General features: G+C 42.7%; 15 protein-coding genes and 1 pseudogene. 2 read left to right on the top strand and 14 right to left on the bottom strand.

All coding sequences use genetic code 11. The annotated features are described in order from the left end of the window. Positions 1-432: 432 nt before the first annotated feature. The 11 genes from ACTQ5J_RS07820 to ACTQ5J_RS07770 all read right to left on the bottom strand — a co-directional run bounded on the left by ACTQ5J_RS07820 (position 433) and on the right by ACTQ5J_RS07770 (position 11912). Positions 433-642 carry a hypothetical protein gene (locus ACTQ5J_RS07820; RefSeq protein ID WP_441752111.1) on the bottom strand — a complete coding sequence of 70 codons (210 nt, stop codon included), beginning with the start codon at positions 640-642 and terminating at the stop codon, positions 433-435. Positions 643-1791: 1149 nt separating this feature from the next. After that, positions 1792-2211, bottom strand: a complete 420-nt coding sequence (locus ACTQ5J_RS07815; RefSeq protein ID WP_441752109.1) for a hypothetical protein — start codon at positions 2209-2211, stop codon at positions 1792-1794. A gap of 211 nt (positions 2212-2422) precedes the next feature. Beyond that, complete coding sequence (locus ACTQ5J_RS07810) at positions 2423-2863, bottom strand: GNAT family N-acetyltransferase (RefSeq protein ID WP_441752107.1); 441 nt, start codon at positions 2861-2863, stop codon at positions 2423-2425. Between the two features lie 115 nt (positions 2864-2978). Beyond that, a complete protein-coding gene (locus ACTQ5J_RS07805) occupies positions 2979-4208 on the bottom strand; it encodes an ABC transporter permease (protein ID WP_441752105.1) in 1230 nt (409 codons plus the stop codon). A gap of 1 nt (position 4209) precedes the next feature. Then, complete coding sequence (locus ACTQ5J_RS07800; protein WP_441752288.1) at positions 4210-4932, bottom strand: ABC transporter ATP-binding protein; 723 nt, start codon at positions 4930-4932, stop codon at positions 4210-4212. A gap of 75 nt (positions 4933-5007) precedes the next feature. Continuing rightward, positions 5008-6357 carry an efflux RND transporter periplasmic adaptor subunit gene (locus ACTQ5J_RS07795; RefSeq protein WP_441752103.1) on the bottom strand — a complete coding sequence of 450 codons (1350 nt, stop codon included), beginning with the start codon at positions 6355-6357 and terminating at the stop codon, positions 5008-5010. Between the two features lie 73 nt (positions 6358-6430). Beyond that, positions 6431-8410 carry an FtsX-like permease family protein gene (locus ACTQ5J_RS07790; RefSeq protein WP_441752101.1) on the bottom strand — a complete coding sequence of 660 codons (1980 nt, stop codon included), beginning with the start codon at positions 8408-8410 and terminating at the stop codon, positions 6431-6433. Positions 8411-8412: 2 nt separating this feature from the next. Then, complete coding sequence (locus ACTQ5J_RS07785; protein ID WP_441752099.1) at positions 8413-9174, bottom strand: ABC transporter ATP-binding protein; 762 nt, start codon at positions 9172-9174, stop codon at positions 8413-8415. A 107-nt stretch (positions 9175-9281) separates the two neighbouring features. Then, complete coding sequence (locus ACTQ5J_RS07780; protein WP_441752097.1) at positions 9282-10304, bottom strand: sensor histidine kinase; 1023 nt, start codon at positions 10302-10304, stop codon at positions 9282-9284. Beyond that, positions 10285-10962: a response regulator transcription factor gene (locus tag ACTQ5J_RS07775; RefSeq protein ID WP_441752096.1), complete on the bottom strand. Its 678-nt coding sequence runs from the start codon at positions 10960-10962 to the stop codon at positions 10285-10287. Before ACTQ5J_RS07775 ends, ACTQ5J_RS07780 begins: the two co-directional genes overlap by 20 nt. A 92-nt stretch (positions 10963-11054) precedes the next feature. Next, positions 11055-11912 (bottom strand): fructosamine kinase family protein, encoded by an 858-nt coding sequence (locus ACTQ5J_RS07770; protein ID WP_441752094.1) that lies wholly within the window; start codon positions 11910-11912, stop codon positions 11055-11057. Positions 11913-12308: 396 nt separating this feature from the next. Here ACTQ5J_RS07770 and ACTQ5J_RS07765 point away from each other — a divergent pair, with 396 nt between their 5' ends. Further along, complete coding sequence (locus ACTQ5J_RS07765; protein ID WP_441752092.1) at positions 12309-14009, top strand: FAD-dependent oxidoreductase; 1701 nt, start codon at positions 12309-12311, stop codon at positions 14007-14009. Between the two features lie 444 nt (positions 14010-14453). Continuing rightward, the gene (locus ACTQ5J_RS07760) at positions 14454-15587 is read left to right on the top strand and encodes a glycerate kinase family protein (protein WP_441752090.1); all 1134 of its coding nucleotides are present in this window, start codon (positions 14454-14456) and stop codon (positions 15585-15587) included. Between the two features lie 184 nt (positions 15588-15771). On the opposite strand, the gene ACTQ5J_RS07755 is transcribed toward ACTQ5J_RS07760, so the two are convergent. The 3 genes and pseudogenes from ACTQ5J_RS07755 to ACTQ5J_RS07745 form a co-directional block, all read right to left on the bottom strand. After that, positions 15772-16512, bottom strand: coding sequence for a cyclase family protein (locus ACTQ5J_RS07755; RefSeq protein ID WP_441752088.1), 741 nt, complete (start codon positions 16510-16512; stop codon positions 15772-15774). A 147-nt stretch (positions 16513-16659) separates the two neighbouring features. Continuing rightward, a pseudogene (locus ACTQ5J_RS07750) lies at positions 16660-17282 on the bottom strand (sugar O-acetyltransferase). A gap of 24 nt (positions 17283-17306) precedes the next feature. Next, positions 17307-17693 carry a VOC family protein gene (locus ACTQ5J_RS07745; protein ID WP_441752086.1) on the bottom strand — a complete coding sequence of 129 codons (387 nt, stop codon included), beginning with the start codon at positions 17691-17693 and terminating at the stop codon, positions 17307-17309. Positions 17694-17745 lie beyond the last annotated feature (52 nt).

The raw sequence follows: 17745 nt of genomic DNA, 5'->3' as shown, positions 1-17745 counted from the left end.
ACTTGAATGGGATAGATGGAGTGGACTTAATCCACCTTCATCGGCTGCCAATAGCGACCGGTAAAGACAGAACAAAGTCAAAAACAAACCCTAATGAAACGGACGTCAAACTTGACACAATATCTTCCCAAAACACCCCTCGACTAATCATGGTACTGATTGAATCGATCACTAAACTTACATTCAGAAAACTCCGCGATGTTCTCGGATTGATTGATAATCAATAGCAATTGAAGTAGTCCTCAAGATTGTTACAACAGACTCAAAGGAGCGTCGTTCATCCTAAAAAAATAGAGCTGCACGCCGGATGGCGCAAACAGCTCTAGGGTGTTTTCACTAGCCTTCAATCTCCATGCCCCATTCAAAGGCTTATGTCTTTTGAATGGAATCTACTATTGAACAGACAAGTCTTATAAATAAGTTAGTCGCAAATTAACGAGATGGTTTTGGTGGCTGACAAACGTCACATTGACGTTGATACTTATCTTTAAATTTCGTGAAAGTTTTCTCAAATTTGTTGCCACATTCGCATTCTAATAACAACTTTTGAGAGAAACCATGATATTCAGTCGATAATACTTTAGTCGTTGAGTTCGTTTCAACAAACTTTTTAATTTCACCGATGGTCCAGCGTTTTTTCATATAATAACCTCCATTTTCATAACCAATGGAAGCGTGATACCCTTCCGTGATTAACATAATACTCTTGTGACCCTATCATACCACAGCTCTGCCTACTTTTATAGCGTTTATCTTGCGATCAGTTTGGTAATCCCTAGCCTCAATTCCTCCCATGAAATAGAAGAGATGTCAACCGCTCACGTTCTAGATGATAAATACAAACAGAGTCTGGCTTTAATAAAATCGTCTTGAGCCTTGGCTCAAGACACTGCTGGTTTTGGTGGTTCTAGTGGGGCGTAGTGCTTGAGGTGGTGATGGTAGGCTTCTTGGAACTGCGAGTAGGATTAACCTGATTCTAGGATAAGTCTCGGCACGATTTAACACGACTGTGCCGACTATAGACCATGAATCGGCAGGTTCTCGACATGAATGTGCCGACTATAGAACATGAATCGGCAGGTTCTCGACACGACTGTGCCGACTATAGACCATGAATCGGCAGGTTCTCGACATGAATGTGCCGACTATAGACCATGAATCGGCAGGTTCTCGACACGACTGTGCCGACTATAGATAAGACTCGGCAGGTTCTCGACACGACTGTGCCGACTATAGAACATGAATCGGCAGGTTCTCGATACGACTGTGCCGACTATAGAACATGAATCGGCAGGTTCTCGACACGACTGTGCCGACTATAGATAAGACTCGGCAGGATCTTGACGCGACTGTGCCGACTATAGACCATGAATCGGCAGGTTCTCGACACGACTGTGCCGACTATAGAACATGAATCGGCAGGTTCTCGACATGAATGTGCCGACTATAGAACATGAATCGGCAGGTTCTCGACATGAATGTGCCGACTATAGACCATGAATCGGCAGGATCTCGACACGACTGTGCCGACTATAGACCATGAATCGGCACAATAAGATGAGAATTCTAATTTAAGCTAGCCACCCCCAGACTTAGCCCTCATTCAGCTTAGATCAGCTAGCAAAAGCCTCTACCTAGCTATCGCGTGCTGCTAATCATCGAGATTCAGTATAATTTCAAGTCGCTTCTTATTATAATCGTCGCGAACCTCGGTGAGTGACACTTTTATCTTTCTTGCAAGAAAAAACAGCCGTGTCCCCTAAAGGTTCACGACTATCATTCTTTCTACACTTAAACTAAAAAGCCAACTTGAGCCGCCACTAAAAACAATTGCGCTAAGCCGATCACTTTACTAATTTCATTGATTCCCAGGGCTTCTGTAATAGTTTCAGCTTTCTTAATGCGCTTGATTCCGTCAAGATAATCAAACATCACCACCGCCGTCAGCAAAAAACTGGCTAACAAAGGGATAGGATTCCCGTAGAAGTAAATGATCGACACAATACAATAGGGAATGTACATGATACTGGTGATACTAGAAATTTTGCGCGCAAACTGCTTCTGTTCGCTCAACTTTTCCTTGCCCATCCTTTTGAATATGTCCTCAAATTCTGTTTTTTCGTCCTCGCTCATGTGCTTCATCATCGACAAAGACTGAGCACTCATCCAAGCAATAATAATCGCCTGGAGTAATAAATAAATTTTAACCATAATTGCCTCCTGTATGACTCTATTATACTCATTCAGGCGGAGAATAAACAGCTTACTTATAAAATGAAATATCTGTAGACAAACAAGCCCCATAAGGTAATGAGCAGTTTGACAAGTTGCTCAAATCATTTCATTGCAATACTCATTCCTTCATTGGTCAAAATAGGGCTTACCGCCAGCTGGCTAAGTGACCTATTTTGCCTGGTTTAAATTATAGGTCTTTAGCTAGGCGGATCATGTCACGACACTGGATGCCGTTCTCGAAAATCGGCATAGGATAATGGCGAATAAAGAACTCATGGTCTACGCTCGTTTGTGTGAAGCCCATCTTCTGATAGAGCCTTAACGGTCCAACACTTGAATTACCTGTCCCAACTTCCATTCGCTTGAAGCCGGCATTCTTGGCGATTTTCAATGCGTGACTGATTAATTGCTGGCCGAGTCCACGCCCTTGTGCTTCTGGAGCGACGGCCACATTTTTCAATTCTATTGTTTCTTGATCAAGTGGCAGCAAGACATACACACCAAGGTCCTGTGCTAGATAACATTCGCCTTGCCCCAGATAGCTCTGGATGCTTTCCAAAGACGGGTCCGCTAACAATAATAAAGCCATCGGCGCTGTTTCTTTTGCTTGCAATTTTCTTATATCCATAGAATATCTTCCTTTCAATCGGTCGCTTCTATTCATACTAATTGTAAAAAGTTCGTAGATAATAGTCAACAAAACCCCCTCTAAGCCAGAGGGAGGGCCTAAAGAGAGGTGATACTTATCTTAATATATCCACGACGTTTTTACGGGCCGCCGTGCGTGCTGGAAAGACGCTGAAAATCAGTCCAATAATCACGGACACACTAACGCTGACCAAAGCTGTTTGAAAATCGATGATGGCTGAAAAGGGAAGAAAGCCACTAATTAAAAAGGCTAAGCCGATTCCCATTAAATAGCCGATGACACCACCTAAAGCAGTGATGGCGATGCCTTCGAGTAGGAATTGCCAAGTAATGCTGCGGCGAGTGGCACCTAAGGAACGGCGGATACCAATTTCTTTGGTTCGTTCCGAAACGGAGATATACATCATATTCATAACGCCGACACCAGCGATGAATAAAGAAATACTGGCAACAGCAGATACAAATAAGGTAATCATGCTCAGAGTGCTACCAATTTGTTCCATCATTTCTGAACTATCGTAAAAGCGATAATCCCCCATATCAAAGGCTGATCCGTCGGTTATCAAGTAATCATAAATTTGTTGATTGATTGCTTTCATATTCGAGTCCGGTTCAAAGTAAACGATGATTTCCCATTCATTAGCTTCTTGCGGGTTATAGCGTTGATAAGTCGTTGAGGGAATTTCGATTTGACTCTTCGTGACAAAGAGGACACCTGAATTGCCGCCAAATGGGGCTTCTTGAACCGCCGATTCACTATCGTAAACACCGATAATTGTATAGTCTTGTTTATCTAACTGGATCGACTTATGCAATGCTAAACCGGGTTTTTCAAATAAATCGGTGGCTGCCGCGAGATCAATAATCGCATAGCGTTGATTATTCTGGAAATCTGCTAGCGACAAGTTTCGTCCACTAACCATCCTATATTGGCTAGCATCGACCAAACTGACATTGTAAGATTCGCTTTTGCCGCTAAAAGTAGCCTCCATATAACGCACTGTCTCGTCTTGTGCTTCAACAACTTCAACTTCATCTACACCCGGTATATTACTAATTGCCGCCAAATCCGCTTTAGTAAAAGGATTAAAGCGACTGTAATCAATGGCCTCACTTGTTGGATAAAAATAAAAAGCTTGATTGGAACGGCCTTGGGCATCTTTCGCTAGATCATTTAAGGTTTGTTGTTGGAAACCATTACCTAGACTCATAATCGTAATAACAGCTGAAATTCCGATAATAATCCCAATCATTGTCAAGAAGGTCCGACGGCCATTTAAACGCAAGGTGACCAGCGATGATTTTAATACTTCACTGATTCTCATACTAACCCCTACTTTCTTCTAGCTGCGTTTGTACTCGCTTGGTTAGTTCCGACTGGTTAATGACGTCGTCGACTGCCTCTTCGACTGGAGCCGCATTATTTTGGATTTGACCATCGACCATGCGAATGTGTCTGGTGGCGAAATGCTGCATGTTAGGGTCATGCGTAACCATGATTATCGTCACACCATCTTCAGCGTGTAACTTAGACAAGATTGCCATAATCGAGGCAGAAGTTTTCGTATCTAAAGCACCGGTCGGTTCATCCGCAATAATAAATTCCGGCTGATTGACCAAGGCTCGGGCAATGGCTACTCTTTGTTTTTGCCCCCCGGAAAGTTGCGACGGTTTTTGTTTCAGCTTGTCACCCAAGCCGACTCTATCTAAGGCCGTTTGAACAAGCTCTTTCGTTTCCTTTGCTCGCAGTCCTTTATAAATTAAAGGTAGTCGAACATTTTCTTCAACCGTCATATTGCTGATTAAGTTAAAGTCTTGAAACACAAAACCGACCACTTGATTACGTAAGTTGGAAATTTGTTGATCGGTTCTTTGTTCAATTGGTTGACCCTCGAAGAGATAATCACCTTCAAACTCATGATCCAGGAAGCCCAACACATTAATGAGCGTGGATTTTCCTGAACCAGACGGTCCCATAATTGAGACAAAATCATTACGATAAATCGTTAAATCAATCGAATTTAAAACATGTAATGGCTGATCACCCATTTGGTAATATTTATTGAGCTGTTTGATTTCAATCAAGGGAGCTCCCTCTGTTGTTCTAGTCTTTTCCACTAGACATCACCAACTATCCTGATTAGTTTCAGCCGATAAATCGGTTGTCACCATTTGTCCGTCGACTAATTCATACGGGTTTAAGAGAAGAATATCGCCCGCTGATAATTCACGCAAGACCACCCGCTGCGTCCCTTGACGTTCAATTGTCACGGCCACTTTCACAGCGACACCTTCGCGGTTAACAAAGACATATGTTTGATCATTTTCTTCGATTATCGCTTCGACTGGTAAAACGACGCCAGGTAATTTAATCCCTATTTTGACAGAGAAACCTGGTTGAATGGCTTCTGCTGCTGAAATCATAAAGTTGAAATTGGCTCCTTCGCTGCTCGTCGCGGCCGGCGTAAAACTAGCCTCTCCTATGGTATTACTGTCGCCACTCCCTGGAATTTGATCAAAACTAATAATTTCGCCAGCGATGTCGCGGTCTTCGGCATTGATATATAAGGAAACCGGACGGCCTTCTTCTAAGGTATAAAACTCATATTCACTAGCCGTTCCTGTGACAGACACTTCATCGCTGACGATGCGAATAAAGGCTACTTGAGTATTGTCCTTTCCTTCTTCATTTAAGACAATTGTCCCATCACTTTTAGCTAAGACACGCCCCTGTTGCTTTTCTTGCAGGCGAATCAACTTGATTTCGAGATCCTCAATCGCTTCATTCACTTGGCGAATTTGGTCCTTCATGCCTTCAACTGTCGGATCGCTGCTAGTATAAGCATTGGCTTCACCATCTGCAAGTGAATAGTTGCCAATTTCTTCCTCGATGTAATAGCCTTGTTTACCTGACGGGTCCCAATAACTTGATATGCGGTCGCCTTGATAATTATAGGCAGCGCCTGTGTAGTCGCTCAACTGTTTAATCAAGACTTCACGTTGGTTATAGGTACGCGTTTGTTCGCGCATCAAGTCTTCAATCTCATGTTGCGTTTCTACTGCTTTTTGTTCATAGGTATACAATAAATCATTCTTTTTCACGAATTGACCATCACGCACTTTAACCGTCGCGATATCACCTTTTTCTTTATCATAGAAATAGGCTTGATCGGTTTGTAATTGAGCTGTTCCGGTTAAGATCACCGGGTCTTGTTCGTATAAGGTAAAGGTCGAATAGACATGATTTCCTCCTGTTTGGCTACCATCTTCATTGGCTTGGTTGGCTTGCTCCTTGTCTCCTGAGACTTCCACCAAGGAAGCTGGGGCATCTTCCATCACTACGCCGCTGCTTGTGAGCGGCGACGTTCCTCGCCCGGCTCCGGCAAAAAAAACTGAGCGGATAAAGAATCCTAAAACCAGTAAGACCAGTAGTAAACTCGCGACAATCGCGATTAATTTTTTCTTTTCTTTCATACAGCACTCCTTTCAAAAAACGACCCCTCCGCTCAAAACAGAAGAACCGTATTTGGTAATAAATTGACTTTAATTATTCGACGATATCTAAGTAAACTTTTGAGGTGGCTTTATAAATTAGCCAGTAAATTGCCATAAAAACCAAGGCGACGCTCGCAATTGAAAGTAAAACAATAGTGATGTTGGCGACACCTAACAAAGCTAAAAGTTTATTTAGAATCGGAAAGGCGAAGATGGTATGAATGACTGCGACTACAATCGGTAAGAAAAATAACCATAACACTTGTGCATTCGTTGCTTTCTTAGTCATTTCACGACTCAAGCCAACTTTCTGCATAATCTGGATTCGCTCACGGTCTGCCATTCCTTCGGAAATTTGTTTAAAGTAAGTAATCAAAATCGTTCCAATTAGGAATAAACCACCTAAGAAAATGCCTAGGAATAAGAAACCACCGTTCATGATATACCATTCTTCACGCTGTTCAGCGCGGGCTCGGTAGTAGAAGTCATAGTCTGCTTCATAACGATCTAGGAAGGCATGCAGCTCCTGGCTATACTGCTTATCTTCAGCTTGACTGGCTTCATTTAAGTTAAAGGCTAAAGATGCATTGTAATTTAAAGGAAAATCATCTTCTTTAGTCAAGCTGTTCAAACGGTCAATCGCTTGGACTGTTGGCATCACAATCATATTTAATTCATATAAAGATTCATAGTTTTTCAAGCTTTCTGGAATCTCATCAATGACTTTGACCGCATAAGTTTGCCCCCAAACAGTTAAATTTTCTGGTGCAGCCTTGTCTTTTGAGCTATAAAAACCAAGTTCATGATCCGCAAGCTGCAAATTAGTCCCTGCTAATTGATTAAAATCCATCTGTGGCAGTAATCTAATATCCCAAGACTCGCTCGTAAAACTATAGTCACTTTGGAGTAATTCATTATTTTCAATACTCCCCATTAGATTAACCATTCGAACGAGTGTTAAATCTGTGACTTGACGCCCTCTTTCAGCCGAATAGTTTTGAACCGCTCCTTGCATATCGCCCAATTGTTCAGTCAATAACTCACCACTTTGACCCGAACTAATAATCGTCACGCTGTGTTCGGTTGGTGACAGTGCCTCTAGCGTTTTTTCAGTTCCGACATACATGCTGAGAGTCGTTGAAACAGCCACAATTACCATCGTTGATAGGATACTAATATTGGCTAAGCCGACCGCATGTGCTTTCATTCGATACAACATACCTGAAATCGAAATGAAGGGACCAGGCTTATAATACAATTTTTTATTGCGCTTCATTAGTTTTAAAATAATGATTGAACCGGCTGTAAATAAACCGTACGTTCCGATAATGACCAAGACAATCGCGAGTAATAAATTGACGAAAACTTTGATATCTTCCGTCGTCAGCGATAGCCAGTAGCCTGCGCCTACAAATAACAGGCCTGCTAAAAAGATTAACCATGAACCTTTGGGCTCACGTTCGCCGGCTGAACTTTCTTTCAATAAGTGAATCGGTTTGGCACGAACAATGCGCAGCACATTGAAAGAGAACAACAGGGTAAAGATGCCCGCAAAGACTAAGACTGTCAATAAGACTGATAGCGGCGCGAAAGCAAATTCCATCGGTACCGGCAATTGCATCAAGTAGTTAATAAACAAGAAGTTTAAATAACCAAACACAATCCCACCGACAATGCCTAACAGAATACTTCCACACGCCACCAAGCTATTTTCCAAAAACATCACACGAACTAAATGTTTCTTCTCTAAACCAAGGACACTATATAAGCCGAGTTCTTTCTGACGCGTTTTCTGAATCACACTATTGGTGTAAATCAGGAAGATGACAGAGAATAAACCAATCACCGTGCCACCAATCGTAATTAAAGCGGACAAGCTACTGTTGTTTTCAACAAAGCTAATTTCTAATAAGGAAATCATCATAAAGAACATCGCAGCCGTAATCGCCGCGGCTACCATAAAAGGACCATAAAACTTACGGTTTGATTTTAAATTTCGAACGGCCATCCGTAGAAAAAATTTAAAGCCCATCACTATTCACCTCGGTCCAAACTAACGAATAAAGCCTGACTGATTTGATTCGTGAATTGATCCGGATTTTGGTTACCACGGTATAATTCATGGTAAACCCGGCCATCACGGATGAATAAGACGCGGCTTGAATGGCTAGCCGCTTTGACACTATGCGTCACCATTAAAATGGTTTGACCCGCTTGGTGGATTCTTTCAAAGAGTTGTAATAACTCTTGACTCGACCTTGAGTCTAAAGCACCAGTTGGCTCATCGGCTAAAACAAGTTGTGGCTGTGTAATTAAAGCTCTCGCGACAGCTGCTCTTTGTTTTTGCCCCCCGGACACTTCATAAGGATAGTTATCCAATAATTGTTCAATCCCCAACTGTTGGGCAAGTGGTTGCAGTAGTTCTTCCATAATTTTATAAGGGGTATTAGCCAAAACTAAAGGCAATAGAATATTGTCTTTTAAACTAAAGTTATCTAATAAGTTGAAATCTTGAAACACAAAGCCTAATTGTTCACGGCGGAACCCGGATAAGTCCGACTGTTTTATGTTCGACAAAGCTTTACCTGCTAACAGAATTTCACCTTCACTTGGGACATCTAACGTCGATAGTAAATTCAGTAAAGTTGTTTTACCTGAGCCTGATTCACCCATAATGGAAACAAATTCACCTTTCATGACTGAAAAGTCGACATCTTTCAAAGCAATCGTTTCGTTTGTTCCTAAGCGGTTTTTATATACTTTCTTCAAATGTTGTACTTCTAATAAGGCCATCATTTATTCCTCCTCTTTAACTACCCTTATCTTATCCTGTTTAGAAGAATCGAGCATTTATTGATCCTTACAATATAAAAGAAAACCTTACATTCTTGTAAGGTTCCAAGTTAATCGAATATTTCAATGGCATCGCGACGCGTTTCTAAGTATACAAGGGTTCCTTTCCCAACCTCTGATTCAATCTGTAAACTGTAGTTGAGTCGCTGACAAATTTTACGCGCCAAGAATAAACCAAGACCAGTCGACTTATCTTGCATCCGACCATTCAAGCCGCTATAGCCTTTTTCAAAAATCTTCGGTAAGTCATTCGGATGAATGCCAATGCCGGTATCCTTAATAAGAATTTTAGTTGCGTCTTTAATTTCAATCGTAATTTCGCCACCGGCCGGCGTGTATTTGAGAGCATTGGATAGAATTTGTTCCAAGAGGATTTGCAACCATTTAGCATCGGACAAGACGGTTAGATTTAAGGGAGAATAATTGATTTGGATATGATTGTAAATAAATAAACTGGCATACTTCTTGAGGATGTTTCTGATTAAAGGGTCAACCGCAACTAAACTCAAATCGAGTTCATGACCGGTATCTGCTAACTTTAAATAGTTCAGTCCCATATGTGTATAATCGTTTAGGTAAATTAATTCATGTTTAATCGTTTGACGACTAGTTTCAAGACCTTCTTGTTGCAGAATCAAGCTAATACTCGAAATCGGTGTTTTAATTTGGTGCAACCATAAGGTGAAGTAATCTTTCTGTTCTTCAAGATGTTGTTGAAATTCTTGGCGCTCAAGCGCATGTTTTTTTAATAGGACTTCATATTGAGTGATGTAAGTTTGCATAATTAGGTCTTTGTCATCGACCTGTTTGCGAATCGTTAAGATAGAACTTTCATCCAATTGTCGCAATGCGAGATATTTTCGTTTTAAAAGATACCATTGTTTGATTAGCCAAACGCCCAACACCAGACCGGATAGGCCAATTGCATAGGCGCTGGCAATTAGTGGAAAGTCTAAGAATAATAATAGAATTGTAAAAATGGCACTCGTCAGAGCCCAGAAAATTAAAGGGTATTTGGCAAAATATATTAATGCACTAATTTTGTGTTTGTTACTAATCGATTCCCACGCCATAGCCGACTCCTTTTTTCGTTTTGATCATGTTCGTTTGACCGATTTCTGTGAATTTCTTGCGCAAACGAGTGATGTTGACAGCCAATGTATTATCGTCGATAAAACTTTCATCCTCCCAGAGGTGCATCATGATCGCCTCACGGGTCACGAAGGTGCCCTTGTGCTGAAAGAGAATCTCGATGATTCGTAGTTCGTTGCGGGTCAAATCGACAGCTTCCTCACCAACTGTCAGGCGCGATTCGTTAGCCCTGAGAACGACTTGGCCGACGCTCATAAATTGAAGGGGCTCGTTGAAATCATAAGTGCGGCGCAGGAGTGCTTGAACTTTGGCCGTCACAATCGACAGCTGAAATGGCTTTTGAATGTAATCATCTCCTCCGAGTTGGATGGCCATAACTAAATCCATCGTTTCATCACGCGACGTGATAAAAACAATGGGAATTTGTGAAATTTTTCGAATTTCTTGGCACCAGTGGTAACCATTAAAGGCGGGTAAATTAACGTCTAAGATGACCAGTTGTGGCTCGAATTCAAGGTAATCGGCCATCACATCGTGAAATTGTGAGACGCAGTGGACCTGATAACCCCATTTCTCCAATTCAGTTTTTAAAGCGTCTTGAATCACAAGGTCATCTTCAACAATCATCAGTTTAAACATGTAGCACCAACTTTCATTTATTCAGCGAGTACTTGTATAGTATAGTCAAAATTTAAAGGCATGACACCAAACTTAAGCCGCATGTTGAGTCCTTAAGCATTGGACAAAATAGTCTCGAGTTCATGCTTCACACTCATCGCGTAGCTGGCACCAAATTTGTCTAAATGAACTAGCAATAAATACAGGCGATAATAGTGGATTCGCTTTTGCCAACCCGTCGCAAGTGGATAGCTGCTCTGATAAGCATCGTAGAAGTCTTGATTGAAGCCACCGAAAACAGTCGTTATGCCAATATCAAATTCGCGATCGCCGTAAAAAGGTGAAGGATCAAAGAGTGCAGGGCTCCCGTCTGTTAAAAACATAAAATTACCACTCCATAAATCCCCATGCAACAATGTGGCCTTGCTTTCGTGTTGAGCTAGTTCTTGTAGTATATGTTGGCGCACGGCTTCATACAAATCGCCTTCGTAAGAAGTCCAGCGGCCTTTGGCAAGCAGCGCATCTCGCAATTTATCCAGCCTCCCTTCAACTAAAAATTCACTCCAGGATGATGTCCACTGATTATCAAAGCTGATGGCGCCACCGTGATGAGGTAAGTGAAAACCGAATTGACCATCAGCTTGATACTGCCGGTGTAATTTAGCAACAAGTTGCCCGAGGTCTTTTTGGCTACCATGGCCCTCTTCTAAAAACTCTAACAGCAAGTAGGCAGCTTGATCAAGCCTGCCACTAGCCAGCACTTTGGGAGCACGGATACCCGCGGAGGCGAAAGCATTTAATCCAGCTATTTCTGAAGCAAAAAAATCTTCTGTTCTGTTTGCTTGAAGCAACAAGAAATAATCTGCTGCCTCTCCTTTCAGACGATAGGCTTGATTGACGTCACCACCGCTGACTTCAATCACTTCACGAATTCCATCGATGGGTAAGTCCTCTAACCAGCTAGTATCCATCCCCACTCACGCTCCCTTTCCTATTTAGGTTATTATACCCAACTCTCCTTATAAACTTCAAAAAAAGGTGAGCTTCTTTTAGCTGAATTCCGTTAGATCTTCCGTGAATTGGGAGGACATGCCTTTTATTGCTCACAAAAACACAACTTTACTGATTAGATAATCTAATTATTACAAGCTCATAGTCAAGTGTTTTATTTCTAGTTGATAATAAGAATCTAGCTTAGAAACTAATTAACTATACACTCTTTACATACACGAGTGACTTATCATGCTGCATGATTTACTTGGTTAGGACAGAAGGATTTGGTGAACTATTTTGAAATTTTGGTTGTTTTGTGTATCTTTTCACTATACAATACAAATTGTAAGCGTTATTAATAAAGGAGAGATAAAATGGGTCAATATAAGTCGGGGATTTACGAAACAAGTGTCAAGGGGAATCACGGGCCAATTAATGTGAGAACGACGTTTTCTGATGAGGCAATTCTTGAGGTCCAGGTGTTTGATCATGGGGAAACGGCGGGATTGACTGCCCCGGTCTTTCAGAGAATTCCTCAGGCGATTGTTGCGCAACAATCACTGAATATCGATGCGATTTCTGGTGCGACCGTGACCAGTGAAGGGATTATTGCGGCAGTTACTTTGGCGGTTGAGGAAGCTGGCGGCGATGTGGAGGCTTTGAAGAATAAAGATCAAGCAAGTAACGACAAGCTTGAGGAGTGTCTTTCAACCGATATTCTTGTGGTCGGTTCGGGTGGTGCTGGCTTGGCGGCAGCAATTTCTGCTTATGAGCATGGTGCTAAAAATATTCTCGTTTTAGAAAAATTGGGGACCATTGGTGGATCGACTGGTTTGTCAGGCGGTGGCATAGCTGCGCCAGGGACTAAGTTCCAACGTGAAGCTGGGATTGAGGATACAAAGGTTTCTTGGATGAGCCTATGGAAAGAGCGTCAGGCATCTTCGAATCCTGAGGGACTCTATCCGAATTATGAAGTGGTTGATAAGTTTATGGATGAGGCGATTATTACAACTGAATGGCTTCATGATTATGCCGGTCATGCCTATCGACAAATTTATGGCTTTGGGGTTGACCCAGTGCGTCGTTTACATGATCCCATTGAACAAAAGGATGGCGCAACACTTGGTCAATCACTGATTCAAAATTTGGTGAAGTTCCTTGAAGACCATCACATTGAATTGAGAACTGAAACAGCTGTCAAAGAATTAATTTGGGAAGATGGCCAACTGGTGGGGGCCTTGGCAGAAGGACCTGAAGCGGCACTAACAATCCGGGCCAAGAAAGTCATCTTAGCGTCCGGTGGTTTTGCGAAAAATGAGGAAATGCTTCAACAATATGTTCCGCAAGCAGCGGGTACGTCCTTTACAAGTATGGCAACCCCTGGTGCTACCGGGGATGGTATTCTTATGGCTCTGGATGCTGGAGCGACATTGTACGAAGAACCATGGATTATTGGTTTGGGTATTACGAGTTATTTACAACATCCTGTGATGCAAAGTCTGATGATGGATTGGTCAAAAGTTTACGTGAACCAGATAGGTGAACGTTTTATGAATGAACAGTCTCATTATGCAATTGCTGCTAATCAATTGTTGGACCAGGACGCGACCTGGTTATTATTAGATAGTGCTGAGCAAAATCAAGCCTTAGTGGAGGCTTTAGAAACTTTACTACCTAGCGATCAAGCAGTGAAAGCTGAAACAATTGAAGCATTAGCTGAGGCAATGAACGTGCCACCGATAACTTTGAGCCAGACAATGCAGCAATATAACGAAGGTGCAGAGGCTGGACAAGATGCCTTTGGTAAAGACGCTGAATTTCTAGCACCAGTTCGCCAGTCGCCCTTCTATGCTATCAAAATGTATCCTTTAACAATGGGAACATTTGGTGGTGTCAAAACGGATGAGGCAATGCGGGTCTTGAAAGCGGATGGCTCTTCAATTGAGAACCTATACGCGGTCGGTGAAACTGCCAACAAAGTCTTATACAATCAAGTCTATATGTCAGGAAGTGCGGTTCAGTTCGCTCTAACAAGTGGGCGCTTAAGTGGTGAACATGCGGCCAAACATTTATAAGCTCTGACTATTTGGCTGACTAACTCAGCTGATTATGATTAGTTAACTGACTATTAGCCACAAATTTAGTCAAAGATAAAAAAATCAAACACACGTTTTCTCCTTGAGTCACTTGCTAATAGTAAGATGACTCAGTTAGCTACCGTGTGTTTTTTGCTGTGGTTCTGTGAGCTTTCTTTAGGACGGCGACAAATTTTTGAAAGTGGTATATATGAATGGCTTAAAGTAAGAGCGGCCTCGCAAATTCGCCATTATTAACAAACCACTCACACTTTCCAACAAGACTAAGCTACCCCACACACCAATCTCTTTTGATTATGACTGCCTTTCCATTAGAATAGAATAGAAGCAAGGACACAAGCTAGCTAGTCGCGGACTGACTAGATCGACCCCAAACCACTATCATGTACACAACTCAAACACTCACCAGTCAGGAGGATCCACATGAAAACAATCATACTCGCACCCGATTCTTTTAAAGAAAGCGCCTCTGCAATAGAGATTTGTCAGGCGATGGAAAAAGGCATCCGAAAAGTCTTTCCAACGGCCAACATCATCAAGTTGCCTATGGCAGATGGCGGCGAAGGAACGGTTCAAGCACTCGTCAATAGCCGACATGGTAGCATCCACCAGGCAGTCGTTCACAATCCAATCGGCCACTCTGTCACGGCGACCTACGGTATATTAGAGCAGCCCAAAACAGCTGTGATTGAAATGGCGAGTGCTAGCGGACTACACTTACTCACACAAGACGAGCGCGATCCTCGTATCACCTCTAGTTATGGAACAGGTGAATTAATCGCCCACTGCTTGGATCAAGGCATTGACCAGATCATTCTTGGCCTCGGAGGCAGCGCGACCAATGATGGCGGCAGCGGCATGGCCCAAGCTCTTGGCATTCGATTTCTGGACAAAGATGGCATGCCACTGCCACCCGGCGGAGCTGCCTTACGTTATTTACACACTATCGATTTAAGCAATTGCCACCCTAAACTTAGCCAAGTCAAGCTGACTGTCGCCTGTGATGTCAATAATCCTTTATGTGGTCCCCAAGGCGCTTCAGCCATCTTTGGCCCGCAAAAAGGTGCGACACCAGCGATGGTTGAAGAATTAGATCAAGCCCTAGCCCATTATGCCAGCGTCATTGAGCAACAGCTCAACAAATCTATCCGTGAAATCCCCGGCAGTGGTGCGGCAGGTGGTTTAGGAGCCGGCCTATTGGCTTTCACCCCCGCAGTCCTAGAAAGCGGAATCGATATTGTCATTCGAGAAACAAAATTGGCCGATGTTGCCAAGAAAGCGCATGTGATTTTTACGGGAGAAGGCCAAATGGATCATCAAACTCAATATGGAAAAACGCCTTTTGGTGTGGTCAAAGTGGCCAAGAAAGTCAATCCAAACATCACGGCGATCGCTCTGGCCGGTAGCCTCGGCAAAGATTATCAGGCACTATACAACGAAGGCTTCGATGCGATGTTTAGCATTGCACCCGGCCCAAGCGATCTCGAGAACCTGATGAAACACACCCTCACAAACATTGAAGCCACAAGCGAAGCCATTTGCAGACTGTTAAGCTAATCGCAAGACAAATAAGCCGGGAAGCACTCAAGAGTTCCCGGCTTATTTAAGCATTCTATATTTCTCTCAACAGCATTTCTAAAATTTCTGCATCATCGCCTGTCCTGCATCTCAAGACATCAGAACCCCAGAGCTTCACCAGTTCACCACTTCACCACCGAAATACCAACAACTCACCAAAGGCCTAATTTGGCACAATCGCAAAAACTTCTGCGGTAAAACCAGGCGCACCATGAATATGCGGCACCGTCACAAAAATAATACTCCCCACAGCCGGCACCTGATCCAAATTCGCCATCAACTCGACTTGAAACTTATCCTCAGCCAACCAATACAATTCAGCATCCAAGAAACCAGCCTCAGCCGCCTCTACCCCACTGTCTGTATTGAGGGTTTCATGACCAATCGCTGTGACACCACGTTTACGACTTAAATATTCAAGCGCTGGAATTGACCAACCAGGCGTATGTTCCGTGCCGCTCTCGTCCACATTTTTAAACACTGCTGAATCATAAAAACGCTTGTACCAACCACTCGAGAAAGCCACAAAACTCCCTGCAGGTAACTCGCCGAACTCTGATTCGAAGGCTTTGATATCTTCCACGGTAACCGCATAGCCCGGAGTTTCCTTGACCTTATCTTCTAAATGAATGACATATAAAGGTAACACCCGCTCTTCAAGGGGGATTTCTTCTAAACTCCGTGTCCCGGCTGCGAAGTGTTTCGGCGCATCAATGTGCGTTCCATGGGACGTCCCAATTGTATACTCACGTGAATCGACACGACCATCTTCTAAAGTTGAAATAATCCCTTGCGATAAAGGATTAAACGTATGATAAATTGGAATCTCCGCTGTCACATCATGCGTCAAGTTGACCCACTTATGCCCTCTTAACATTTTTAATACGTCATGCAAATTGGTCATAAAATCCCTCCTTCATTTCTTTACTACAGTATACGCATTTACCGAAATCTATTCTAGAGAAGCGCTCTTTTCAACTGCAGAATAGACAGACAAAGCTAAGTGATAAACGTCTTATCACCTAGCTGCTTAAAATACTAGTGTGTCTGATTATGCATTTTTACCTTTGAAGTAAGCAGCTCTGGCTGCTTGCCATTTTACCTTGTCTTCTTCACCGATTTCTCGCATCACGCGAGCGGGATTTCCTGCCACAATTGTATTGGCCGGCACACTTTTCGTCACCACAGCACCGGCTGCCACAATTGCGTTCTTGCCAATCGTCACGCCCGGAAGAATTGTACTGTTACCACCTATCCAGACATTATCCTCGACCACACTCGGTAGACCAAACTCGAGGTCTTGAATCCGAACCTCGGCATCGGTCGGATGCCCAGCCGTAAAAAAGCTCACGCGCGGGCCAACCATTACATGATCTTTGAATATAATTTTATTTACATCTAAGAAAATACAGTCCATGTTCGCATAGAAATGGTTACCAATCTCGATATGTCTGCCATAATCAACATACAGTGGTGGCGTAACGTAAACATTCTCGCCGGTTTTCCCAAATAATTCCTTCTCCAAGTCAATTATTTCCTCCCGATTTTCAATCGGTATTCGATTGATTTTATCGGCTAGCATTTTACTAGCTTGCGCCTATTTTCTGGTCGAAAACCGAAGGCAGAATACAGCTCACCAGCCAGCATTTGTTCATAGTCAAAGTCTTTTGTCATATTATCATCGCTCCAATATACTAATTATTCTAGGTCAGTCGTCAGTTCAATTAAATTGCCTTCAGGATCTTGAACCACTGCTTCATAATAGCCATCACCCGTCATGCGCGGTCCATTCAATAACGGATATTGTTTAGACACCATCTTCTCTACGAATGCATCAACATCGGCCTTGCCGCCCACAGCAATCGCTAAATGCGCATAACCAAAGATATCCACAGCACGACCAGCTAAAAACTTTTTCGTCATCAGCTCTAAGCGACTACCAGACTCGAAGGTCAAGAAGTACGATTGAAATTGTGTTTTCGGATTATAATATAATTCACTGCTACTGACATTAAAATAATCCACATAAAACGCTCTCATTTTCTCAAGGTCTTTTACCCAAATGGCTACGTGTTCAATATGCATGTTGTCATCTCCTAGTTTTTATCTGATTCATTTGTCTGCTTAATGATTAACT

The organism is Fundicoccus sp. Sow4_F4, assembly GCF_052116145.1.
Lineage (GTDB): Bacteria > Bacillota > Bacilli > Lactobacillales > Aerococcaceae > Fundicoccus.
The sequence above is the reverse complement of the archived record's forward strand: the minus strand, read 5'-3'. Positions and strand labels throughout refer to the sequence as shown.